24 protein-coding genes and 1 riboswitch are annotated in these 20,514 nt (G+C 69.0%); of the genes, 10 read left to right on the forward strand and 14 right to left on the reverse strand.

The window, feature by feature from the left end:
* Positions 1–1,212, forward strand: a complete 1,212-nt coding sequence (locus ACIRD8_RS06810) for a sensor histidine kinase (protein WP_403987160.1) — start codon at positions 1–3, stop codon at positions 1,210–1,212.
* On the forward strand, positions 1,209–1,874 hold the full coding sequence (locus tag ACIRD8_RS06815) for a response regulator (protein WP_403987163.1): 666 nt from the start codon (positions 1,209–1,211) through the stop codon (positions 1,872–1,874). The genes ACIRD8_RS06810 and ACIRD8_RS06815 overlap by 4 nt, the downstream gene beginning before the upstream one ends.
* 102 nt (positions 1,875–1,976) lie before the next feature.
* On the opposite strand, the gene aztD is transcribed toward ACIRD8_RS06815, so the two are convergent.
* From aztD to aztB, 4 genes are all read right to left on the reverse strand, one after another.
* Positions 1,977–3,173 carry a zinc metallochaperone AztD gene (gene aztD / locus ACIRD8_RS06820; protein ID WP_403987166.1) on the reverse strand — a complete coding sequence of 399 codons (1,197 nt, stop codon included), beginning with the start codon at positions 3,171–3,173 and terminating at the stop codon, positions 1,977–1,979.
* Positions 3,174–3,202: 29 nt separating this feature from the next.
* Entirely contained in the window at positions 3,203–4,114 is a 912-nt protein-coding gene (gene aztC / locus ACIRD8_RS06825; RefSeq protein ID WP_403987298.1) for a zinc ABC transporter substrate-binding protein AztC, read from the reverse strand.
* A gap of 62 nt (positions 4,115–4,176) precedes the next feature.
* The gene (locus ACIRD8_RS06830) at positions 4,177–5,397 is read right to left on the reverse strand and encodes a hypothetical protein (RefSeq protein ID WP_403987169.1); all 1,221 of its coding nucleotides are present in this window, start codon (positions 5,395–5,397) and stop codon (positions 4,177–4,179) included.
* Positions 5,394–6,275, reverse strand: coding sequence for a zinc ABC transporter permease AztB (gene aztB, locus ACIRD8_RS06835; protein ID WP_403987172.1), 882 nt, complete (start codon positions 6,273–6,275; stop codon positions 5,394–5,396). Before aztB ends, ACIRD8_RS06830 begins: the two co-directional genes overlap by 4 nt.
* Positions 6,276–6,341: 66 nt before the next feature.
* Between aztB and aztA the strand changes: the two genes are divergently transcribed.
* Together aztA and ACIRD8_RS06845 are read left to right on the forward strand one after the other, a co-directional pair.
* On the forward strand, positions 6,342–7,043 hold the full coding sequence (gene aztA / locus ACIRD8_RS06840; RefSeq protein WP_403987175.1) for a zinc ABC transporter ATP-binding protein AztA: 702 nt from the start codon (positions 6,342–6,344) through the stop codon (positions 7,041–7,043).
* 175 nt (positions 7,044–7,218) lie between these two features.
* Positions 7,219–8,025 carry a nucleotidyltransferase gene (locus tag ACIRD8_RS06845; RefSeq protein ID WP_403987178.1) on the forward strand — a complete coding sequence of 269 codons (807 nt, stop codon included), beginning with the start codon at positions 7,219–7,221 and terminating at the stop codon, positions 8,023–8,025.
* 283 nt (positions 8,026–8,308) lie between these two features.
* On the opposite strand, the gene ACIRD8_RS06850 is transcribed toward ACIRD8_RS06845, so the two are convergent.
* Entirely contained in the window at positions 8,309–9,175 is an 867-nt protein-coding gene (locus ACIRD8_RS06850; RefSeq protein WP_403987181.1) for a bifunctional 5,10-methylenetetrahydrofolate dehydrogenase/5,10-methenyltetrahydrofolate cyclohydrolase, read from the reverse strand.
* 21 nt (positions 9,176–9,196) lie between these two features.
* Positions 9,197–9,282: riboswitch (ZMP/ZTP riboswitch) on the reverse strand.
* A gap of 202 nt (positions 9,283–9,484) precedes the next feature.
* On the opposite strand from ACIRD8_RS06850, the gene ACIRD8_RS06855 reads away from it, so the two are divergent.
* On the forward strand, positions 9,485–9,856 hold the full coding sequence (locus ACIRD8_RS06855) for a VOC family protein (protein ID WP_403987184.1): 372 nt from the start codon (positions 9,485–9,487) through the stop codon (positions 9,854–9,856).
* Positions 9,857–9,918: 62 nt separating this feature from the next.
* On the opposite strand, the gene ACIRD8_RS06860 is transcribed toward ACIRD8_RS06855, so the two are convergent.
* A complete protein-coding gene (locus tag ACIRD8_RS06860) occupies positions 9,919–10,296 on the reverse strand; it encodes a hypothetical protein (RefSeq protein WP_403987188.1) in 378 nt (125 codons plus the stop codon).
* 155 nt (positions 10,297–10,451) lie between these two features.
* Here ACIRD8_RS06860 and ACIRD8_RS06865 point away from each other — a divergent pair, with 155 nt between their 5' ends.
* Positions 10,452–11,825, forward strand: a complete 1,374-nt coding sequence (locus ACIRD8_RS06865; RefSeq protein ID WP_403987191.1) for an erythromycin esterase family protein — start codon at positions 10,452–10,454, stop codon at positions 11,823–11,825.
* A 29-nt stretch (positions 11,826–11,854) separates the two neighbouring features.
* On the opposite strand, the gene ACIRD8_RS06870 is transcribed toward ACIRD8_RS06865, so the two are convergent.
* From ACIRD8_RS06870 to ACIRD8_RS06880, 3 genes are all read right to left on the reverse strand, one after another.
* Positions 11,855–12,634: an isocitrate lyase/phosphoenolpyruvate mutase family protein gene (locus ACIRD8_RS06870; RefSeq protein ID WP_403987194.1), complete on the reverse strand. Its 780-nt coding sequence runs from the start codon at positions 12,632–12,634 to the stop codon at positions 11,855–11,857.
* Between the two features lie 65 nt (positions 12,635–12,699).
* Positions 12,700–13,008 carry a hypothetical protein gene (locus ACIRD8_RS06875; protein WP_403987197.1) on the reverse strand — a complete coding sequence of 103 codons (309 nt, stop codon included), beginning with the start codon at positions 13,006–13,008 and terminating at the stop codon, positions 12,700–12,702.
* A gap of 144 nt (positions 13,009–13,152) precedes the next feature.
* Positions 13,153–13,758, reverse strand: coding sequence for a GPP34 family phosphoprotein (locus ACIRD8_RS06880; protein WP_403987200.1), 606 nt, complete (start codon positions 13,756–13,758; stop codon positions 13,153–13,155).
* A 412-nt stretch (positions 13,759–14,170) separates the two neighbouring features.
* On the opposite strand from ACIRD8_RS06880, the gene ACIRD8_RS06885 reads away from it, so the two are divergent.
* On the forward strand, positions 14,171–14,749 hold the full coding sequence (locus tag ACIRD8_RS06885; RefSeq protein ID WP_403987203.1) for a hypothetical protein: 579 nt from the start codon (positions 14,171–14,173) through the stop codon (positions 14,747–14,749).
* A 288-nt stretch (positions 14,750–15,037) separates the two neighbouring features.
* Here ACIRD8_RS06885 and ACIRD8_RS06890 read toward each other — a convergent pair whose 3' ends face one another.
* Positions 15,038–15,814, reverse strand: a complete 777-nt coding sequence (locus ACIRD8_RS06890; protein WP_403987206.1) for a class I SAM-dependent methyltransferase — start codon at positions 15,812–15,814, stop codon at positions 15,038–15,040.
* A 99-nt stretch (positions 15,815–15,913) separates the two neighbouring features.
* Between ACIRD8_RS06890 and ACIRD8_RS06895 the strand changes: the two genes are divergently transcribed.
* From ACIRD8_RS06895 to ACIRD8_RS06905, 3 genes are all read left to right on the forward strand, one after another.
* Positions 15,914–16,471, forward strand: a complete 558-nt coding sequence (locus ACIRD8_RS06895; protein ID WP_403987209.1) for a GNAT family N-acetyltransferase — start codon at positions 15,914–15,916, stop codon at positions 16,469–16,471.
* Positions 16,472–16,762: 291 nt separating this feature from the next.
* Positions 16,763–16,891 (forward strand): hypothetical protein, encoded by a 129-nt coding sequence (locus ACIRD8_RS06900; RefSeq protein ID WP_403987212.1) that lies wholly within the window; start codon positions 16,763–16,765, stop codon positions 16,889–16,891.
* A gap of 83 nt (positions 16,892–16,974) precedes the next feature.
* Complete coding sequence (locus tag ACIRD8_RS06905) at positions 16,975–17,814, forward strand: DUF6585 family protein (protein ID WP_403987214.1); 840 nt, start codon at positions 16,975–16,977, stop codon at positions 17,812–17,814.
* Between the two features lie 120 nt (positions 17,815–17,934).
* Here ACIRD8_RS06905 and ACIRD8_RS06910 read toward each other — a convergent pair whose 3' ends face one another.
* The 4 genes from ACIRD8_RS06910 to ACIRD8_RS06925 form a co-directional block, all read right to left on the reverse strand.
* The gene (locus tag ACIRD8_RS06910; RefSeq protein ID WP_403987217.1) at positions 17,935–18,057 is read right to left on the reverse strand and encodes a hypothetical protein; all 123 of its coding nucleotides are present in this window, start codon (positions 18,055–18,057) and stop codon (positions 17,935–17,937) included.
* A gap of 231 nt (positions 18,058–18,288) precedes the next feature.
* A complete protein-coding gene (locus tag ACIRD8_RS06915) occupies positions 18,289–18,558 on the reverse strand; it encodes a hypothetical protein (RefSeq protein ID WP_403987220.1) in 270 nt (89 codons plus the stop codon).
* A gap of 122 nt (positions 18,559–18,680) precedes the next feature.
* Complete coding sequence (locus ACIRD8_RS06920; protein WP_403987222.1) at positions 18,681–19,721, reverse strand: LLM class flavin-dependent oxidoreductase; 1,041 nt, start codon at positions 19,719–19,721, stop codon at positions 18,681–18,683.
* A gap of 243 nt (positions 19,722–19,964) precedes the next feature.
* Positions 19,965–20,396, reverse strand: a complete 432-nt coding sequence (locus ACIRD8_RS06925; protein ID WP_403987225.1) for a hypothetical protein — start codon at positions 20,394–20,396, stop codon at positions 19,965–19,967.
* Between the last annotated feature and the right edge of the window lie 118 nt (positions 20,397–20,514).

The following is a 20,514-nucleotide window of genomic DNA, read 5'->3' on the forward strand; positions in this document are numbered from 1 at the left end:
ATGCGATATGTTCTGCCCGTGTCCGCAACCGAGAGCGCCCTGCCCCTTGGGAAGGCCGCAGCCCGGGGAGCGGGCCCGCGGCCCGTTCCTGGACGGGACCCGCGTGTGCAGTGGGTGCTGACCCTGTCGGTCATCGTGGTCGGAATCTGGACCATCCGGCCGCTGGGCTTCAGCGGCCAGGGCCTGGCCGTCGCTCTCCTTCTCGTGATCAACTCCGCGGCGCTGCTGGTCCGGCTCCTGCCCGAGAACAGGGTGCCCAGGCATCTCGCTCTCGTCTGGCTGACGCTCGGCGTCATCGCGGCGGCCGCCCTCATCGGCGTGAGCCACAGCGGAACGAGCTACCTCTTCGCTTTCTTCCTCGCCGGTCACATCGGATTCCGGCTGGAGGTCAGGCAGGCTCTCGTCCTCGCGGGGATGTGCAGTCTGATCTGCGGCGGTGTCCTGTACTTCCGCCTCGGGCCGGGGTACCACGAACTGCCCTGGGCAGTCGGTCTCGCCACTGGCCTGCCGGTCCTGGTCGGCATCGTCAACCGCAGCCGGCGCCGGGCCGTACTGGCGGCCATCGAGGCGGCCGAATCGGCCGAACGCGTCGCTCGGGCCGAGGCCCGGACCGCCGTGCTGACGGAACGCAGCAGGATCGCCCGGGATGTGCACGATGTTCTGGCGCACTCGCTGGCCGGGATCAACATGCAGTTGGAACTGGCCGACGCATTGATCGAAACCGGTGACCTGGAGAAGGTCAGGGAGGCCAACGACAAGGCCCACGGACTGGTCAAGGAGAGCCTGAAACAGGCGCAGTGGACCGTGCACGCCCTGCGCGAGGACTCGCTGCCCCTGCTGGAGAGCCTGACCGCGATGCTCGAATCATCGGGCCACCGTGGCGTTCTCACCGTCACCGGGACCGTCCGCGAGGTTCCCGCCCAGGTGACACAGAACCTGCTGCGGATCGCCCAGGAGGCGCTGACCAACGCCGCCCGGCACGCACCTGGGGGAGATGTCGCCGTGGAACTGACCTTTGCGGCCTCATCGACGACACTGAGGATCCGTAACGGCCCCGCCACCCGTGAGGTGAACACGGGTATCGGGAGTGGAATGGGGCTGATCGGAATGCGCGAACGTGTCGCCCTGCTGGGCGGAAGCGTCACCGCGTTCCCGGTCACCGAAGGACCGGACGAAGGCGGCTGGCAGGTGGAGGCAGTGATCCCGGGATGAGCGAACCTATCGAGGCGCCACAGCGGTTGAGGGTGGTCGTCGCCGACGACCAGGCAGCCGTCCGGGAGCCGCTCGCCGCGGTGCTCGGGCTGTCCGAGGACATCGACGTCGTCGCGGCCGCCGCCGACGGGCGCGAGGTGCTGACGGCTGTTGCCGACGGGCCGGTGGACGTGGTGCTGATGGACCTGAGAATGCCTGTCATGGACGGGATCGAGGCAACCCGCCGGCTGGGCGAGGAGTACCCGGAGGTTGCGGTCGTCGTACTGACCACGTTCGCCGACGACGACTCGATCCTCGGCGCCCTGGGCGCGGGGGCCCGCGGCTACCTCACCAAGAACGCCGGCCGCCAGGACATCACCCGGGCGATCCGCGCCGCTGCCGCCGGGCAGTCCGTGCTCGACCGGGAGGTCCAGGACCGGCTGCTCGCCACCGTCAGAACCAAGGCGCCGGTGCCGGGACAGACCTTGCCCGGCAACCTCACCCCGCGCGAACGTGAGGTGTTCACGCTGATCGGCCAGGGCCTGCCCAACCGCGGAATCGCCGAGAAGCTCTTCATCAGCGAAGCCACGGTCAAGACCCACATCAACAACCTGTTCGCCAAGGCGGGGATCCGCGACCGGGCCGACGCCGTCCGCCGCGCGATCGAGGCCGGACTGGCCTGACCACGCCGGTGGTGCGGTGCGCCCTGCGGCCCCGGACAGCGCGGGGAGCGCGCTCCCCCCCCCCGGCGGGAACGCGCTCCCGTGTCCCGGGACAGGTCAGGTTCAGTGCTGCTTGACGCCGCTCAGCTCGTCGGGAGCCTTCGGGAGTTCCGCCGAGGCCACCTGCTTGCCCGACTCGAGGTCGATGGCCAGCAGCTTCCTGCTCGATGGGTCGGAGACGTACGCCGTGTGGTCGCGGACGAACAGAGCCGGGCGGGGCTGCTGCCAGTCAAGGGGCTCCTGCCATGCACCGAGTGCGGAGATCTCCTTGGTCACCTTGCCCGTAGCGGGGTCTATGACGTGGATCTTGCCGTCGGTGCCCAGGACGAGCGCCTCACCGTGCGGACCACGTGCCAGCGAACGGAAGGTGTAGCTCGTACCGATGTCGACCAGCCGCATCCTGCCCGTCTCGGTGTTGATGAGGGACACCTGCTCCGGTCGCTCCAGCTCGGCGTCCTTGTCCTTCTTGTAGTCGCCGAGGACCACGGGCGACTCGTCGGACCCCGCCTGGTTGCCGATCCGGCCGTACGCCGCCGGGCTCTTCACCTTCTTGATGGCGCCGTCCTTGTAGATCAGGACGCCGTCCTCGCAGCCTATGACGACCGCCTCGCCCTGCGCGGCGGCCTCCCCGTGGACACCGGGGCACTCCTCGCTGCGGGTGATCTCCTTGCGGTCCTTGTCCAGCACGGCGATCCCGACGCGCTTCTCCTCCGTACCGAGGGTGGTCACCAGCTTGCCGTCGGCCAGCTGGATGGCGACACCGTGGTGCGGAGCGGCGGAGGTGTACGTCTCGGTCTCGGGCTTCGTGCCGCCGCCGAGGTCCTCGGGATCGAAGACCGTGACCACGCCGGTGCCGTCGGCGAAGAGAATGGTCCTGCCGGCGTGACGTACGACGTGGCCGGGCTTGCTGCCCTCGAACTCCACGGCGGTCAGCTTTCGGCCCCCGGCGTCCAGCACCCGGAAGCCGGTGGCGGTCGAGACCATCACATGACGGTCGTCGCCCGCGGGGTTGACCCGGTTGAAGCCTTCCAGAGGAATGTCCTCGGCGAGCTCCAGCGTCGTGCCGTCCAGTACGTACAGGCCACCGTCGTACGTGGTGACGATCGGGTCCGTGACCTGGGACGCCGGAGCACCCGACGCCTTGCCCGTCGTTCCGGCGGTGGACGCCTTACCGTCGTTCCCGCAGGCGGTGAGTGCTACGGAGGCCGCGAGCAGGGTGCTGACGGCGGCGGCCCGCCTCGGGCGTGCTACGTGCTTCATCTGGTGGTTTTCCTCTCCATGGATGTCGCTCATGACAGGCGACAACGTGGCTGTTCGGCGCTCAGGCCCTTGGATATGGACCTGGTGTTGGCGCGCATCATGTGCAGGTAGGTGTCCGCTCCCTTGCCCTTCGCGGTGAGGGATTCGGAGAACAGAGGCACGACGTCGACCTCGACGTCGCTCTCGCGTTTCAGGACCTGGGCGAGCCGGTCGGGCTGCGACGAGTCCGCGAAGATCGCGCACACGCCCGCCGCCTCGATCGCGGTGGCAAGGGACTTGAGATCCGAGGCGCTCGGCGACGCGAGAGTGGTCCCGCTCGGGATCACCGCGCCCACGATCCGGAATCCGAAGCGTTGCGCCAGATACCCGAAGACGTGGTGGTTGGTCACCAACTGGCGCTGCCCGGCCGGGATGGCGTCGAACTGCTGCCTCATCCACGAGGCCAGTTCGGTGACCTCCGCTCCGTACGCGGACGCGTTCTTCCCGACGGCTGCCTTGTCGACGCCCCGCACGTGCTCGACGACGTGATGGGCGATCAGCGAGACGGCCTTGCGGACCCGTTCGGGGTCGGTCCAGAAGTGGGGGTCGGGCTCGTCGGCCGATGCGCCCGCCGCATAGGTGATCGGATCGACGGACTCCCCGACCGCCAGAGTCGGGACACCGGATTCCTCGGCGGCCCGCACATGGCGCAGGACGTTCTCCTCCAGACCGAGGCCGTTGTGGACGACCAGATCGGCCTGCTCGACGGACGCCGCCTGCGGAGCCGATACGCCGAAGGAATGGGGATCGGCACCGGCTCGCATCAGCACGATCACCTCGGCCTCGTCGCCCACGACCTTGCGGGTGATGTCACCGAGGATGTTCGTGGTGACGACCACCGAGGGGCGTCTGTGCTCGCCCTCCGCGCAACCGCTCACCCCCAGGAGCAGCACGCCGGCCAGGGCTGCCTGAAGGAGGCGGGCGCGTAGCCGGCGGCAGAGGCGACGGGGCTCGGGAACGGCGCTCACCGGCCGGCCTCCACCATGTACGTCGGGGAGAAGTCGAGCCGGAAGGTCCGGGCGAGCCGCAGCCGGTCGCTGTAGTCGATCTCGTAGACCTTCCGCCCCGCCGCGTCGTTGACGTACGCACGGGTGGTGTCGATCTCGACGGAAGCGGACTCGGCCCCCTCAGGGAGGAGTTCCTTACGGGCGATGCTCCTCCCGGTGGTGATGTCGTAGGCGGTGAGGGCGCCGTCCTCGCCGAGCACGAGCAACGGAGCACCCTCACCCGCGGTGTTGGCGGCCATGGCCGGGCCGGTTCTGATGCGGGTCCAGGAGCGGTCGGTGACATCGAGGACCCAGACGGCGTCATCGCCCGACCTGGCCGCGAGCGTGGTGCTGCCCGCCCGGTGATGGAATTCGGTCGCCCGCTCCGGGGCTCCCACGGCTGTTCCGTACGGGATCTTCTCGGCCTCGAACGTGCCCTTGTCCTCGCTGACCAGCAGCGCCCCGTCGGCGCATCCGAACACCACGCCCCGGCGGGTGACGGCCTCGCCGTGCGCCTGGGAGCACGGCTCCTTGAGCGCGATGACCCGTGCACCGTCCCGGTCGCGGACCTCGACGGTGTCCTTCCCGGAACCCGCCGCTGTGACGAGCAGACGCTCCTTGTACGGGACGACCACGCCGCTGCCCACGCCGGTCAGCTCGGTGCCACGGGGGACGGTGCCGTCCTCCAGCTTCCTGCGGTCGAGCAGTTGGGTGCCACCCTCCGCGGAGGAGACCGCGGTGACGGTCCGATCGCTGCGGATGTGAGCGGCGTCCGTCCCCGCGATCGCCCCTATGTCACGGATCGCGGCGCGGTAGTAGTGGACGTGGTCGCCGTGGTCGACCGTCCAGGCACCGGTGTCGAGGACGCGTGTGCCGCCATCGGCACTCAGATAGGCGAACCGGCCGTCGGTGCGCAGACCTCGTACGTCGTCACCGTGCTCGAGCGATGTGGTGTCCTCGGTGATCAGGTCCAGCACCTCGACCGCTCCGGTGCCGGCGTCGGCGAGAACGAGGCGGGACTGCTGTTCGGAGGCTTCCTCGGCCCCTTCGACGTACCCATGAGGTTTCGCGGAGGCCGAGGCCGAGGACGCCGAAGGGGACTTCGCGTCGCTGCCGTTCTGACAGCCGGCGAGCAGCCCGGAGCCGGCGAGGACGGCGCAGGTGAGCGCTGTGGCGGTTCGGGTTTTCCTGGGTGTCATGACGTCTGTCCGTCTTCCATGTGCGGGCGGTCAGGTGTGGAGGTGGGGAGAGCGGCCCGCACCCATCGGCTGCGGAGGCCCGAAACCCCGGTGGAGAGCAGGAACTGGAGGACCGCTGTCGCGGCGATGCTCGCCCCCGCAGCGGTGTGGAGGTGCCACGAGAGCAACAGGCCGATGAACGTCGAGCTCGCTCCGAGGCAGCCGGCGCCGATCATGATCACCGGGATGCGCCGGGCCCACGGAAGCATGGCCGCGGGCGGCGCGATGAGCAGGCCGAAGACGAGCAGGGTCCCCACCACGTGGAACGACGCGACGATGGCCAGTGTGAGCAGGGCCAGCAGAGCCGCGTGTGCGACGCGCGGCCGCAGCCCCAGCGTGTGCGCCTTGCGCTCGTCGAACGCCAGCGCGACGAACGCCCGGTAGCCGAGTGCGGAGACCGCCAGTGCGATGACCAGCGCACCCCCGAGAGCGGCCAGATCGGCCGATCTCACGGCGAGCACATCGCCGAAGAGGAAACCCGTCAGGTCGACCGCGAACGACTGGGAGCGCGAGACGATGATCACGCCCAGCGACAGCATCCCCACGAAGAGCAGGCCGATGCTCGTGTCCTGCGAGAGACGGGGCGACCGGCCGACGGCGCTGACGCCGAGCGCCATGACGGCCGCGCTCACGGCGGCACCGACGAGCAGGTTGCCTCCCAGCAGGGAGGCGAGCGCGATCCCGGGAAGCATGCCGTGCGACATCGCGTCCCCGAGGAACGCCATCCCGCGCAGAACCACCCACGTACCTGCCAGGGCGCAGATCGACGACACCAGCACGCCGCCCCACAGGGCCCGTTGCACAAAGGTCACCTCGAAGGGGGCCATCAACCATTCCATGCAGCGGGACACTACAATGAAAATGATTATCACTACAAAGAAGCGTGACAGGAAGAGGTTCGGGAGATGCAGCGGCAGGTAAGGCTCGACGGGGTGTCGGCCGGATATCCCAACCGTGCGGTGCTGGATCAACTCACCCTGGACATACCGGCGTTGACCACGACGGCGGTAGTCGGTCCGAACGGATCCGGCAAGTCCACACTGCTCGGGGTGATCGCCGGAGTGATCCAGGTAACAGCGGGCAAGGTCGAACACGGAACGGACAAGCGCGTGGCGTTCGTGACGCAGCGCAGCGAGGTGGCCGATGTGCTGCCGCTGACGGTGCGGGACGCCGTGGCGATGGGAAGGTGGGGACACCGGGGGCTGTGGCGGCGGCTCACCCGGCAGGACCGGGACGTCGTGGAGACGAGCATGCGCCGGCTCGGCATCAGCTCCCTCGCCCATCGGCAACTGGGGGAGCTGTCGGGCGGCCAGCGCCAGCGCGCCCTCATCGCGCAGGGGCTGGCCCAGGAGGCGGACCTGCTCCTGCTCGACGAGCCCGCCGCCGGCCTCGACGCGACGGCCCAGCGGCTCATCGCCGATGTGCTGGCCGAGGTGGCGGGGGAGGGGCTGACGGTCGTCCAGGCGACCCATGACCTTGAAGTGGCCAGATCGGCCGGCCACCTCCTCCTGCTCCGGGACGGAAGGCTGTGGGGCGAGGGAGACCCGCGGGAGGTGCTGACCGGAGAAGCGATCGACGAGATCTGGCAGCTGCGTCCTCGTGCGTGAGATACGGGAGCGGGGATTCCCGGATGCCCGTTCGGTCGAAGTCCGCTGCTCCGTATGGCGGTTGCGGTGTACGTACGGCGGCCGGGGAACCAGGAACACCCCCAGCTGCCCGCCCGGCGAGCCGCCGAGGAGAAACCACTCGGCGACATGCGAGTCCGCAGGGCAGAGTGAACCCATGAGCGGAATAGGGCTGGCCCACGACGGTACGATCGCGCGTGAAGGTGCGCTGAGCCGTGTACCGGAAGCATTCGCCCCCGTCGTCGTGGCCTCGCGCGCCCGGATCACCGAGACGTTCGGCAGCACACGACTGCACAGTGCCTACCTCTACGGAAGCATCCCCCGCGGCACCGCAGTCCCCGGCGTCGCCGACCTCGACCTGCTGCTCGCCCTCCGCCACGAGCCGACCGAGACCGACCGGGCGGACGCCAGGACGATCGAGACCGCTCTCGACCGTCGCTTCGCTCAGATCAACGGCGTCGGCATCCTCCTGTCCGGCACACGTACCCTGCTCAGCGAACTCGAACGCCACGACGGCGGCTTCTTCGTCGCCTGCCTGTGTACCCCACTGCTGGGAAACGACCTGGCAGGACAGCTTCCCCGCTACCGCCCCACATCCCTGCTCGCCCGCGAGACGAACGGCGACCTCCCACTTGTGCTCCCCCGATGGCGCGCCCGAGCGGTCGAGGCCACCACGGAAGCCGACCGCAAGGCACTCAGCCGCGCGGTGGGCCGCCGCATCGTCCGTACGGCGTTCACGCTGATCATGCCCCGCTGGGGCGGCTGGACGAGCGACCTCGAAGAGTCGGCCGAGCTGTTCGGCCGCTACTACCCCGAACACGTCGAGCAGATGCGCGTTGCCGCGGCTACCGGCCGTAGGCCCTCGGCAGACCCGGCAGTAATCAGCATGCTCGTCGACCGGCTGGGGCCCTGGCTCGCAGCCGAATACATGGCCGTACACGGCGAGAAGGCGCCCCGCCCCTGAGAGCACTCGCGTCCGACGACGTGGTCACCGGGGCGGTGTTGCGCACAGTGGGGCCCGGCAGGCCCCGTACTCGCTCTTCCGGCATACACCACCGGTGCCGGCACTCGCATCGACGGCCGCACCTGGACGATCCGGGAGTTCATCAGAACCGGAGACGATGTGGAACTGACGATCGGTGGCCGACTCCCGGCCCGAGGGCCGGCCACCGGTCGCTGCCGAAAAGGCGAGGACGGAGCTACGAGACCGTGCCGACCCGGTGTCCCGCGGGCTTGCCGGACACGGGTCAGGGGCGCTGAACTCCCAGCTGACGCGCCGCGGCCTCCGCGGTCTGCGCGAGCAGGACCGCGATCGTCATAGGCCCGACGCCTCCCGGCACCGGAGTGATCAGACGGGCCCGGGTGCGGGCCGCGTCGAAGTCCACGTCGCCGACGTTGCCCGGGTTGTATCCGGCGTCGATCACCACCGCGCCACGCTTGATGTCCTCGCCCCGGATCAGCCGAGGCCGCCCCACGGCCGCCACCACGACGTCGGCCTCCCGGACGATCGCCGACAGCTCCGCCGTGCGGGAGTGGCAGTACGTCACCGTTGCGTCCTTCGCGAGCAGAAGCATCCCGGCCGGCTTGCCGAGAATCGCGCTACGTCCCACCACGACGGCGTGCTTCCCGGCGAGCTCGACGTCGTACGCCTCCAGCAGCCGCATGATTCCGCCGGGAGTGCAGGACACGAAACCGGGCGAGGAGAAGCTCATCGCGGCGAACGAGTGCATCGTGACGCCGTCGACATCCTTCTCCGGGGCGATGGCCTCGAACGCCGCCCGCTCGTCGATGTGCGGGCCGCAGGGGTGCTGGAGCAGGATGCCGTGCACGTCCGGATCGTCGGACAGACCGGCGAGTACGCCGATCAGTTCGGCGGTCGTGGTGGTGGCGGGCAGACCGATGTGCCGGGACCGGATGCCGGCCCTCGCGCAACGCGCCCGCTTCATGCGGACGTAGGTAACGGACGCGGGATCCTCTCCCACCAGCACCGTCGCCAGACAGGGGCTGGTCCCTGTACGCCGTGTGATCTCCGCCGCCTTGGCAGCGGTCTCTTCGATGGTGCGTTCGGCGAGGCCGGTGCCCTCCATGAGCTGGGCCGTCTCGGTCGCGGACATCGTGCCCTCCAGGCGTTGCTGACTGCTCGCCCAGGCGCACGGCAACGACATCTCGTCAGACCGCTCCCCGGTGGTTCTCCACCTCAGCGCCAGTCACGGCCCACGGCGCACTGTAGTGGATCAGCTCCCTCGCCCGGGAAGGATTTGCCACGGCGCACGCCTCCGCCGTCGACGAGCGGGCTCCGGCACGCTTCCAGTCCGCTCTCCACGGGCGTTGGTACGGCTACACGGTCGGCCGAAGGGATGGAACGGGCGACGGCGGGTGTGCGCGGATGCGTGAGGAGGAGCGCCAGGGGCAAAGTAGGAGGCATGACGACGCTCGGTGCCTTCGTCCTCGGTACTCCCGACCCGCCCGCGCTGGCCGACTTCTACCGGGCCCTGCTGGGCTGGGAGGAAGTCGACCGCCAGCTCGAGTGGGTCCGCCTGAGAGCTCCGGAACGTGAACGCCCCGGCCTCAGCTTCCAGTTGGAAACCGATCACGTTCCTCCGACGTGGCCGCAGCGCCCGGGCACTCAGCAGATGCAAGCGCACCTGGACCTCCAGGTCGACGATCTGGAGGCGGAGACCGAGCGGGCTTGCGCCCTGGGCGCGACTCTGGAGGAGTACCAGCCGCAGAAGGACGTGCGGGTCCTCCGCGACCCTCACGGCCATCCGTTCTGTCTCTTCCTTCCTGGCGCCTGAACGCCGCCCATGTGGCATCGGGCCGGCTGGACCGGCCCGCTGAAGGGGGAGCCGCTCCAGCGTCAGCCGGTCGTGGGGCGACCCGCCGCGCGGGCCCACAGGTACAGCGGGACCTGGAGGGGGAGGCGGCCGTAAGCGAGCGCCCGGACCGGTGCGGGGCGGGCACGCCAGTCGTACGCCATCTTCACGTTGGCGGGGAAGACGCCGACGAAGAAGAGCGCGGTGGCCTGGGCGCTGACGCGGCGGGTGCTGGGGACGGCGAGTCCGGCCGCGAGGGCCAGCTCCACGGCACCGCTCGCCAGGGTCCAGAATCGAGGACTGCCGGGGAGCGACCGCGGCACCACCGCGTCGAAGGGCTTGGGAGCCGCGAGGTGCGCGACCCCGGCCGCGGCCATCAGACCGGCGAGCATGAGGGGTGAGCGGGGGACGAGGCGTTTCATGGGGGCTCCTGACGTTCGTTCGGCGGGCGCGGAGCTTAAGTTACCGCAGGGTAAGGATGGCGGTGGCCATGCCTCGACGCCCTGTGGTTATCCCCCGGACGAACACTGCAGGGGGCTGGCTGTCCGGGGCTGCCGCGCGTCGGCAGCCTTGATCCATGCCTGTACTGAACAGAACACACCGATCGCCTCGGTTACTGCTGCTCCTGGTCCTGCTGGTGCTGACGCTCGGGTCCGGGGCGCTGCCGGTTGCTGCCCTGCCGGCTCGCACGAACCCGCCCGCCGCCGAGGATCCGGCGCGCGCACTGGCCCGCATCGCGGAGCCGCTGCGTTCCACGGCGCCCGGCGACCGGGACGGCGATCTGCGGCCGCTCGGACGCATGATCGGCTCGGCGAAGATCGTAGGCCTGGGTGAGGCCACTCACAGCTCCCGGCAGTTCTTCACGATGAAGCACCGCGTCTTCCGCTACCTGGTCGAGGAGAAGGGCTTCACCACCTTCGCACTGGAGGCCCCCTGGTCGACCGGACTGGTCCTCAACGAGTACGTGCTGCACGGGAAGGGCGTCCCGGAAGAGATCATGCGGGAGGAGTTCCAGAGCTCCTACCGGATCTGGAACAACCGCGAGTATCTCGCCCTGCTGAAGTGGATGCGCGCCCACAACGTCCGCCATCCCGACCGGCCCGTGCAGTTCATGGGCGAGGACAACGGCTACGCGGGACCCCAGCTGTTCGACGAGGTCACGGATTACGTGTCCGCCCACCACCCGGAACTGCTGCCGGAGTTCCGCCGCCTTTACGGCGGGTTCCGGCCGACGGGGAGCGTGGAGGAGACCGTGAACGGGAACATGACCAAGCCCATCGCCGAGCGCAAGCGGGCGGCCACGCTCGTACGGCGTGCCTACGAACTGCTCCGGGCGAAGGGCCCGGACGGGGACCGGCAGACGTACGAGTGGGTCCTCCAGCACGCCAGGGCCATCTCCCGGACGGCCGACCTCTATGCGTACTACGACTTCTCCGACCCGGAGAAGATCGCTCAGGCCATGCTCTACCGCGATCAGGTCATGGCGGAGAACACCGTGTGGTGGCAGCGGCACACCGGCCACAGGATGCTGCTGTCGGCCCACAACGGCCATGTCTCCTACGAGTCCGACAACCCTGAGCAGTACCCCAGGACTCAGGGGGAGTTCATCCGCCAGCGGGTGGGTGCCGAGTACATGAACATCGGCTACACCTTCGGCCAGGGCTCGTTCAACGCGATGGATCTGACAGATCCGGCCGAGCCCTACCGACGATTCTCCGTGGAGCCGCTGGGCGCGGGAAGCAACGAGGAGGTGCTGGAGCGAGTGTCGCGCCGGGACTACTACCTCGATCTGCGGGCCGCACCCGCCCCGGTGCGAGACTGGCTGACGGCGAAGCGACCGACCCGGTCCATCGGGAACGCCTGGCCGGAGGACCCCTACCGAACCTCGCTCGGGCGTCAGTTCGACGTACTGGTGCACCTTCATCGCGTCACGGCCGCCGACCTTCTCTAGACGGCCCGGTACACCGGCCTGACCTGCGGTCAGGTTCGGTGTCCACCGTGGCTGAGGTCTTGAACATCGGTGTAGGTGGTGATGCTGCTGGTCACCGACCGCCCGCTGCGGATGGCGATTGCTGTGTCCAGTGCCGCGCTCAGCGCCGCCCGGTAGAGCAGCGAGCCCAGACTCACCCGCTGTACGCCCAGTGCACCGAGTTCGGCGACGCTGGGGCCTGAGGGCGAATACAGGATGTTCAGGGGCAGGTCCAGGGACTTGACCAGGGTGGTGATGGCGGTGGGGTCGGACAGCCCCGGGACGAACACACCGTCGGCGCCTGCCCGGCTGTAGGTGTCGAGCCGCGCCGCGGTCTCGTCCTGCCGGATGTTCAGCCAATGGGTGTCCGTGCGGGCGTTGACGAAGAGATGCGGTACGGCGGCCTTGACCGCCGCGATCTTCGCCGCGTGTACAGGCGCAGGGGTGAGCGTTCCGTCGCCCCTGCCGTCTTCCAGGTTGATGCCTGACGCACCGGCGGCGGCCAGCAGGGCGGCGAGTTCGGCGACTTTCGCAGGGTCGTCGCTGAAGCCGCCTTCGGCGTCCACGGACAGCAGGAACCCCCGGTTGCCGAGCTGTCGCGTCAGCCGGAGGGTTTCCTCCCGGGTCACCGCCGTGCCATCGGGCAGTCCGGCCCCTGCGGCCACGGCAAGACTGCTCGTGCCGACAGCAGGGAAGCCCTGTGCGGTCAGGGCTGCCGCGGATGCATGGTCCCAGGCGTTGGGCAGCAGGAGCGGTGTCCCGGTGTGGTGCAGCGCAAGAAAGCTGGTCATGCCACCACGCTACGGGCCGGACACTTCGGTGCCCGGCGAACCATGCCCACGGTTCCGTTCCGCCCTCAGACCGGCTCGAAGCCGCTCCGGACGACACCGTATTCCCCAGGCGTCTCCCAGCACGTGTAACGGCGGCCGAGGAGATCGGGCAGGTCGATCCGCAGTTGCTCCGCCAGACCGGCGGCACCGGTCCTGGATGTCCGAGAGGGGTCGTCGGCAGCCTGACAGAGCGCGGTGGCGCCGCGCAGTTCGATCACCACGTGCTCCACGCGCCTGCCCGCGCCGACCCCCGAGACTTTGTGGTTCTGCTCATGCTGGGCATCCATGACCTGCCCGCAGAGCCCGCAGCGCAAGTCGTCCTGTGAGGCGTCCATAGCCGGCATCGTACGACTTCCTCGAACACGCGTTGCCACCAGTCCTCGTCACCCCGAAGCATCCGGGCATCGGCTCGCCGGGCGCCGCAGCCCGGTTCTCGGTATCGGACCGTACCGAGCTCACTCACCGACCGCGGCCCCGCCTCACGGTCCGCGCCAGAGGTTGGCGAAGGCCGCGTTCTCGATGGCCCGCTTCTGGCGTACGGCCTCGAGCTCCATCACCGCGTCATGGACGGCAGCCACCACGGTGGTCACCGCCTCGTCATCGAGCCCGGCCTCGGCGTCGGGCTCCCCGGCGTCGATGCCCACGGCCGAGGCGAGGGCGGCCAGGACGGGTTCCTTCTCCTCCCAGCGATCGGCTGCCCGACGGCGGCTGGGCGTATCGACCGGTTCCACGTGTTCCGAACCGAAGGACAACCGGCCGCTCCGCTTCCGCGTCAGCTCGCCGTCCTCCTCCAGCGCGGCCTGGTACGAGGCCGAGAGGTCGCGGCCCCGGCGCCACAGCCAGTCCTCGATCCGTTCGTAGGGCGACTCCCGAGCGAGCCGTGCAGCGGCCTCGCCGAGGAGCCGGTCGTCCGGCGTCGGCGGCTCGCCCGGCACGATGCGGTCACGGTCCACGGTGACGGCGCCCGCGTGGATGAGATCGATCAGCTCGGCCCCCGCGAGTGCGAGCGACAGGTCGCCCTGCCCCACGGTGTGTTCCGGCCTCGGGTCCATGGCGACGATGAACAGGTCTTTCGCCGTGGTCATGAACGGCTCCCCTCGGAGACATCGGCAGAGGTGCCTCGCCCGGCCCGGCCCGCATCCGGAGCTATCGGCGGAGAGGCGACTGTCTCGACCAGTATCGCCCCGGACCGGGCGGACGCCCTGTGACAGCCGGGGCTGTCAGGCCCCGCGAGCCCAGCCTGATCCGAACGAAAGACCCTGGGGCGCAGCAGTCGCAGCATCTGCGTGCCGGCGCTGCGGCCTCCCCTCGCCAAGGTGGCTGAAGGTTCACCGGTTCGGGTATTCGCCCGCCTCCGGCTGCCTGCCTCGGGCACAGTCGTACGGAGGCCTGGCGTGCCGGCCCTTGGACAGGACGGCTGTGGTGGGCCGCTTCTGAGCTGGGTCTCGACGTGTCGCCGGCGTGCGGCCTGACCGGGTAGCGGAGAGGAACTTGATCATGTGGGAGTCCGAGGAGTTCGGCAGTGAGCACGAAGGCCGGCCTGGAGTTCTGCTCGCCGACGGCAGTGAGCCGGGCCCGGTGTATTTCGATGCCGGAAGCGGCCCGTCGGTGCACCGGAGCAGCGATTGGTGGATCTACGACGGCAGCCTCGGGGCCCCGTCCGCGACCGAGCTTCGCGGTACCTGCTCGTGCGGTTGGCGTGGCTCCGCCACGTACCCGATCGACTGGAGCGCCGTGGACCGCCGGCGCCCGTACATGGCCGACACCAGCGAACCGGAAGCGGACTGGGAGACCCACATCGCGGAGGTGACCTCACGGACGGTTCCCGTACCTGCCGATCTCACCGCTCTCCTCGACCAGATCGAGGCACGGCTCACTTCGCTGGTCGCCGACGAGCCCTTGGCTGCCCTCCGTGCCGCAGCGGCCCTGGAACGCCTCACCCGGCGTGTGGCGACCGATGCCGCGTTCAGCTTCGACACCGGCGACGGGCCCGAGTGGGGCGCCGTCGCCCAGGCGCTGGGGGTCAGCGAGAAGACGGCTCGCTCCCGTGTGACCCGATACGTCCTGCGACGCTGACCTCGCAGGCCGGGCTGCGGCGCGGGCCATGGCGAGGCAGACGGGCGCCGGGTCTCGGCGCATGCGCAGTCGCGGAAGGCAGACCTTCAGACACGCCCCCGAAGAATCGGACCGCGCGAACCATGACATCAATCCGAAACGGAGCCCCGCTCGCGACGAAGGTCCAGGGCTTCGTCGTATCGCGCATGCGCTCGACGTCGACCTTGGACAACACCGTCGCTCCCTGCTCTGCCAACGACCCATGACCGCGTTACGTCCATGCTCTCACCAGGCCGGAGGCGGCGGCGCCTACTCACCTGCGCGAGCCACGAGCAGCGGCTGGAAAAAGCCCGTCTCCTGCGGCATTCGCCATACGGGGTCGATGAACCCGGCCTCGGCCGCGAGGCCGGCCAACCGGTCCCGGCCGAGTGCCCAGTAAGTAGTACGGCGGACCTGGACGCGCCATTCTCCGTCTGCCGGAAGGAGTTGGAAGTGCTCCAGGTCGTAGTGTTCGCCGTCGTCGTGCCAGTGCCAGAGCTGGAAGGTGACGGTTCGGTCTTCGCGGTCGGCCCGGCCGACGTCCCCGTGCACCTGTGGAGGCGTCGACGCCGGGCGGTCGCGCAGCAGGTCGTCGTAGTCGCGTGTGCTTACCAGCAGCAGGCCGTCGGGACGCAGCACGCGGCGCATCTCGGCCAGGGCGGTGTGCACGTCCTGCTCGGTCAGCAGGTGAGGCAGCGAGTTGTCGGCGCAGACGACGGTGTCGAACCGGCCGTCAGGAAACGGCAGGCGCCGCATGTCGGCAGCGGCCGTGCGCACGCTCAGGCTCCGGCGGGCGGCCTCACGTGCGGCGCGGGCGGCGGCGCGGGGGCTGAGGTCGGTCCCGGTGACCTGGTGCCCGCGCAGCGCCAGGCCGATGGCCTGCGTGCCGATGCCGCAGGAACAGTCGAGGACCGCCGCGCGATCCTGGCCGATCAGGGCGTCCAGAGCGCCCCCCTGCCGATGGATGCTCGCGCCCCAGTCCGAGTAGATCAGGTGGTAGTCGTCAGCCAGTTCGTCGTAGAAGTGCGCCACCGAGGTCTCGGACATGGCCCGAGATTACCGTGCCCGAATCCCCGAAGGTGCCGGTCATCCCCGTGATCATTGGGTGTTCCATGCCGGTCGTGGTACCACTTCATGGTTCGAAAGATGATCACGAGATACAGCAAGGGGTCGGTGGGCATGGCGCTCGGAGAACTGGTGAAACTGCGGGCCATGGGCCCTGCAGACGCCGAGGCACTGTGGCGCTGGAACCACGACCCCGAGGTCATGCGGTGGATGGACGACACGTATGCCCAACCGGTGGAGCGCGTCCGCACGTGGCTGGAGGAGCGCCCCCGCAACACCTACGGCGACTTGCTCCTCGGCATCGAGGCGCTCGCCGACGACACGCTCATCGGTCTGGTCATGCTCCACGATGCGGCCCCGGAGAAGGGCATCGCGAAACTTGATATCTACCTGGGCGAGAAGGCCTACTGGGGCCGTGGCTACGCCACGGATGCAGTGCGGACGATCTGCCGCTACGGCTTCGAAGACATGCGCCTCCACAAGGTAACGCTGACCGTGGTGACCGAGAACCATGCCGCGCGCAAGGTCTACGAGAAGGTTGGCTTCGTCGAGGAGGGCCGGCTTCGTCAGGTCTTCCGCCGTGACGGCAGGTGGTACGACATGTTCACGATGGGTCTGCTGGCGAGCGAGCTCCGCTGAGCCCGGTTCAGCAGCGGCTTTGAGAACGCCGCGGTGAGCCGGTCGGCCGCCTTCCTTCCACCATCTCTGGACCGGTGAAAGCAGCCCTGCGGTTACGCTCACCGGTGGCACCCGGCCAAGGGGGCACGGTGTGCGGGGAGTTGGGGTTGATGAAGCGGTCGTTCGAAGCGGGTCGACGCGCCTGGCTCTCACGGGGGCTCGTGGCAGGGGCCATCGCGGCCGTCGGCATGGGTGTGCACGCGATCAGCGATACGCCGGAGCCACTGCCGGACCACAAGAGGGTGCGCACCGTTGCGGAAAGTATTCGGTGAGGCGGGCCGCCACCTGCTGGGGCCTGAGCCGGGCGAGCTCACCAGCGGGCGGTTCTTCCTCGACGCGGTCGGTGACCGGCTGTACTTCGACACCATCAACCCGACATAGGGCAGGCGCGAATTGTTCGAGCCGATGTCATCGGGGGCGACTATCGTGCCCATGGCCCGATGCCGGAATTCCAGGGGGAGAGAATGACCGAACGGGACAGCCGTCTGCGAGCCCAGGACCAGTTGCTCACGAGAATCGACGAGGCCGCGGAACGCGGGCGCCTGGGGGAGAGGCGGGCAGTCCATCGAGGGGTGCAGTCGCAATCCGGGTCGCCCGGCTGTGCGTTGGCCGCGGGTGCCGTATTTTTCGGGATCGCGCTCGCCCTGTTCCTCGCGGGCAGAACAGGGCTGGCTGTCATCCCATTCGGACTGCTGCTCGTGAGCTGGATCAGTATCGGGTTCGAACGACTCACGTCGAAGAGGAACCAGAGTTTCCAGCTGGACCTGTACGAACACGGTCTCACCGCCGCCCTGAAGAACCGCGTGCACGCCGTTCGCTACGACGGCACGTCGGTCCTTCAGAACTCCGTGCGCCACACCGGCGTGGCCGGCTACACGGAGTACGAGTACACCCTCACCGACATCGAAGGTCAGCAGGTCGTACTGCGGGGCCGGTCGGACGGGGTCGCCCAGAAGGGGCGGTTCCCCCATCCGAAGGAGTGGGGGGACACCATCCAGCAAGCAGTGACCGAGGCGCAGCTCCCCAAGGCCATCGCCAGGCTGAAGGCCGGGGAGTCACTCGACTTCGGCCGGTTGTGGCTGACTCTGGACGCCGTGGGTTCGGCGCGCGATACCGCGAAGTGGTCGCAGATCCAGGAGATCAGGGTCTTCGACGGATTCGTGAAGATCAAGATCGCCGGACAGTGGCGTTCGCTGGGTAACACGGCGGTGACCTCGATCACCGTGTCCGGCATCCCGAACTTCTTCGTCTTCCTCGCCCTGGCGGAACGCCTTCGGCAGTCCGGGAGCGGAACCGCGGTCTGACGACGGTTCAGGGGCGGCGGCGCAGCACATCTCCGTACGCCATCTGCACGCGCTGTTCCGGGAGCCGGGGGTGACGGGGAACCGCCCATCATACGGTGGTGAGCGGCCCAGCCCCCAGGTTCAGGGCACCGCCCAGAGCCGGACCGTCAAGTCGGATGCGCCGGTGCCGGTGGCGAGGGTCTTGCCACCGGGGCTGAACGCCGGGTGGTTGAGCCTTGCCGCGGTCCGGGCCTCGCGCTTCATCCGGGCGAGCATCTGCTCCCGCTGCCGGTCGTCGAGTCCGGGCGGCTGGAGGATCTCCTTCTGGTTCCAGCGCTACGCGGACGACGCGGTACCGCACTGCGCCACGGCGGGCTCGGCCGCGCCTGCTGCCCGCTACCGCACCCGTCCGGTCTGCCTGCGCGAACATGTCGTGGCCGCAGGACGTGGCAGGGCGGTCGCGGCAAGTCCCCCCGATCGAAGGCGCCGGACCGCTCACGGCCTGGTACGCGTGCGCAGGGCAAGCACGCCTGCAAGCGCGAGCGCACCTGATCCGACCAGCGCGAGCGTGCCTGGGGAACTGATCACGCGGTATTGGCCGATAGCCAGTACTGAGCGCCGCGCCTGGATGGACAGCGCACTTCCGGTGCTCTGAATGGACCCCAGCGACACCAGGGACATGGCGGAGCCGATCGAGCCCACGGACAGCGAAGAGCCGATGGACCCGATGGACAGCGCGCTGCCGACCGAGCCGATGGACAGCACGGACCCCACGGAGCCGATGGACAGGAATGAGTCCTTCGACCACAAGGAGAGCGAGGAACCCCTGACTGGGCGGGAGGAAATATGCACCATGAGGGTCATTATGCTGCGAGAGGTGGTCCCGGTCACCGCGACCGGGCTCCTGACCCCCAGCCCAGTGCCGGGGCCAACTTCATCGCGATGTCGGTGAGTATCTGCTCGTAGTCCTCGTGCCGGAAGGTGAAAGGAAGCGCAAACGCCACTTCGTCCACTTCACGGAACGCTGCGTGCGCCTGCAGCCGCTCGGCGATCACCTCCGAGGTGCCGACCAGGTCAGGTGCGAACATCATGCGTGCCGGACCCTGCGGCGCCGCTGTGCGGGGCAGCCGTTCGGCGGCGTATCGCTCGTACCTGGCCCGCTGTTCGGGTGACGCCGAGTCGGTGGGGACGACGACCAGTCCCTGGGAGACACGGGCAGCCTCCCTGTCGGGGTGGGCCGTTCGGAAGGCGCGGATGTGGGACAGCTGGATGGCGGCGAAGTCGGCGGGCTCGTCGCCGGGGCCCTCGGCCTTGACGACACTGCTGGTCAGCAAGTTCATCCCGTGCTCGCCCGCCCAGCGGGCCGACCGCAAGCTTCCTCCGCCGTACCACATCCGCCGGGCCAGCCCCGGTGAGTGCGGCTGTACCCGGTCGGAGAAGACTTCGAAGCCCTCCCTGCCGCTGGAGGCGGCGGCGGATTTGCCCCGCACGAGGTCCAGCAGCCGTTCCACCCGTCCGTACCCGAAGTCCTCGGCATCCGCGGTCTCCGGGTACAGGGCGTCCTTGACCCGGTCGTAGAACATCGGAGTGCCGACGCTGATACCTGAATTGAGGCGGCCGCCGGACAGGACATCGACCGTGGCCAGGTCCTCGGCGAGCCGCAGTGGGTTTTCCCAGCCGAGCGGCGTGACCGCGGTGCCGAGTTCGATGCGCCGGGTGCGTTGTGTGGCGGCTGCCAGGACTGCGACGGGAGAAGAGATGCCGTACTGCAGATGACGGTGGCGGACCCAGGCGCTGTCGAAGCCCAACCGCTCTCCCAACTCGATCAGTTGGAGCGTGGACTCGTGGCCCTGGCCCGGGTCGGCTTCGTCGAAGAGTCCGATGGTCAGGAACCCCAGCTTGCGCAGCGGTCGTGATGCGAGTGGCACTCGGCCCTCCAACGTTGGATCGCTCATCTCTACGGGCGTGCCAACAGATTGCCGGCCTGCGGTGTTCCCGCCGGCAGGACGAGACACCGGCGTGTGACGGTGGCCTGGGGGAAGCTCCGGCTGATCTCAGGAGCCGGTGGGGCTGGCAGGGGCCCGGGCGGTCCACGTCACGGAGTGGGGGCGCGCGCTGCGCTGTGGGTGCCGCCCTGCGCGGGCCTGATCATGGGTTCTGCCGTCACACTTTCAGACGGAGCTGCGGGCCTCTTCGTGGTCCGGATCCGGTACCTGACCCTTCTTCTTTTCGGCAGCAGGCAAGGAAATCAGCAGCACAGCCGCTCCGAGGAGTGCGATGACCGCGATCCAGCCCGCGCCGACGTGCATAGCATGGATAAACGCACTATCGGCAGCCTGAGCAAGAGCGGGCCGATGGACAGCGGTGGCGACGTGGCGGGCCTGTTCGGCGGAAACTCGCGCCTGATCCTGCACCGGACCGGATGCACCTTCCAGCGAAGGTTCGATCGCACGTCGGTACATGATCGACATGATTGTGCCGCCTACCGCGATTCCGATCACGCTGCCGGTCTGTCGCACGGTGTTGGTGACGGCCGATCCTGCGCCGGCCTGTTCCAACGGCAGGTTGCTGATCAATGCGGCTGTAACGGGGCCGATCACCATGCCGATCGAGAGACCCTGGGCGAATTCAACTGGTCGTCGCAACACCTCGTGATCAGCGAGGTGTGGGATGGCGCGTCGTCAGCAGGCAGCCGATCGAGCGGTGCGTCTGAAGTTGAGG

Source organism: Streptomyces sp. NPDC102451 (assembly GCF_044765485.1).
Lineage (GTDB): Bacteria > Actinomycetota > Actinomycetes > Streptomycetales > Streptomycetaceae > Streptomyces.

Bases quoted from the DNA above. Each gene is read 5' to 3' on its own strand.
- ACIRD8_RS06850 (WP_403987181.1), bottom strand. From the start codon at position 9,175: ATGTCCGCGACCGAGACGGCCCAGCTCATGGAGGGCACCGGCCTCGCC.
- ACIRD8_RS06905 (WP_403987214.1), top strand. From the start codon at position 16,975: ATGACCGAACGGGACAGCCGTCTGCGAGCCCAGGACCAGTTGCTCACG.
- ACIRD8_RS06895 (WP_403987209.1), top strand. From the start codon at position 15,914: ATGATCACGAGATACAGCAAGGGGTCGGTGGGCATGGCGCTCGGAGAA.
- ACIRD8_RS06815 (WP_403987163.1), top strand. From the start codon at position 1,209: ATGAGCGAACCTATCGAGGCGCCACAGCGGTTGAGGGTGGTCGTCGCC.
- ACIRD8_RS06885 (WP_403987203.1), top strand. From the start codon at position 14,171: ATGTGGGAGTCCGAGGAGTTCGGCAGTGAGCACGAAGGCCGGCCTGGA.
- aztA (WP_403987175.1), top strand. From the start codon at position 6,342: ATGCAGCGGCAGGTAAGGCTCGACGGGGTGTCGGCCGGATATCCCAAC.
- ACIRD8_RS06875 (WP_403987197.1), bottom strand. From the start codon at position 13,008: ATGGACGCCTCACAGGACGACTTGCGCTGCGGGCTCTGCGGGCAGGTC.
- ACIRD8_RS06845 (WP_403987178.1), top strand. From the start codon at position 7,219: ATGAGCGGAATAGGGCTGGCCCACGACGGTACGATCGCGCGTGAAGGT.
- ACIRD8_RS06855 (WP_403987184.1), top strand. From the start codon at position 9,485: ATGACGACGCTCGGTGCCTTCGTCCTCGGTACTCCCGACCCGCCCGCG.
- ACIRD8_RS06910 (WP_403987217.1), bottom strand. From the start codon at position 18,057: ATGAAGCGCGAGGCCCGGACCGCGGCAAGGCTCAACCACCCGGCGTTC.
- ACIRD8_RS06870 (WP_403987194.1), bottom strand. From the start codon at position 12,634: ATGACCAGCTTTCTTGCGCTGCACCACACCGGGACACCGCTCCTGCTG.
- ACIRD8_RS06860 (WP_403987188.1), bottom strand. From the start codon at position 10,296: ATGAAACGCCTCGTCCCCCGCTCACCCCTCATGCTCGCCGGTCTGATG.
- ACIRD8_RS06865 (WP_403987191.1), top strand. From the start codon at position 10,452: ATGCCTGTACTGAACAGAACACACCGATCGCCTCGGTTACTGCTGCTC.
- aztB (WP_403987172.1), bottom strand. From the start codon at position 6,275: ATGGAATGGTTGATGGCCCCCTTCGAGGTGACCTTTGTGCAACGGGCC.
- ACIRD8_RS06890 (WP_403987206.1), bottom strand. From the start codon at position 15,814: ATGTCCGAGACCTCGGTGGCGCACTTCTACGACGAACTGGCTGACGAC.
- ACIRD8_RS06830 (WP_403987169.1), bottom strand. From the start codon at position 5,397: ATGACACCCAGGAAAACCCGAACCGCCACAGCGCTCACCTGCGCCGTC.
- aztD (WP_403987166.1), bottom strand. From the start codon at position 3,173: ATGAAGCACGTAGCACGCCCGAGGCGGGCCGCCGCCGTCAGCACCCTG.
- ACIRD8_RS06880 (WP_403987200.1), bottom strand. From the start codon at position 13,758: ATGACCACGGCGAAAGACCTGTTCATCGTCGCCATGGACCCGAGGCCG.
- ACIRD8_RS06925 (WP_403987225.1), bottom strand. From the start codon at position 20,396: ATGGTGATCGGCCCCGTTACAGCCGCATTGATCAGCAACCTGCCGTTG.
- ACIRD8_RS06810 (WP_403987160.1), top strand. From the start codon at position 1: ATGCGATATGTTCTGCCCGTGTCCGCAACCGAGAGCGCCCTGCCCCTT.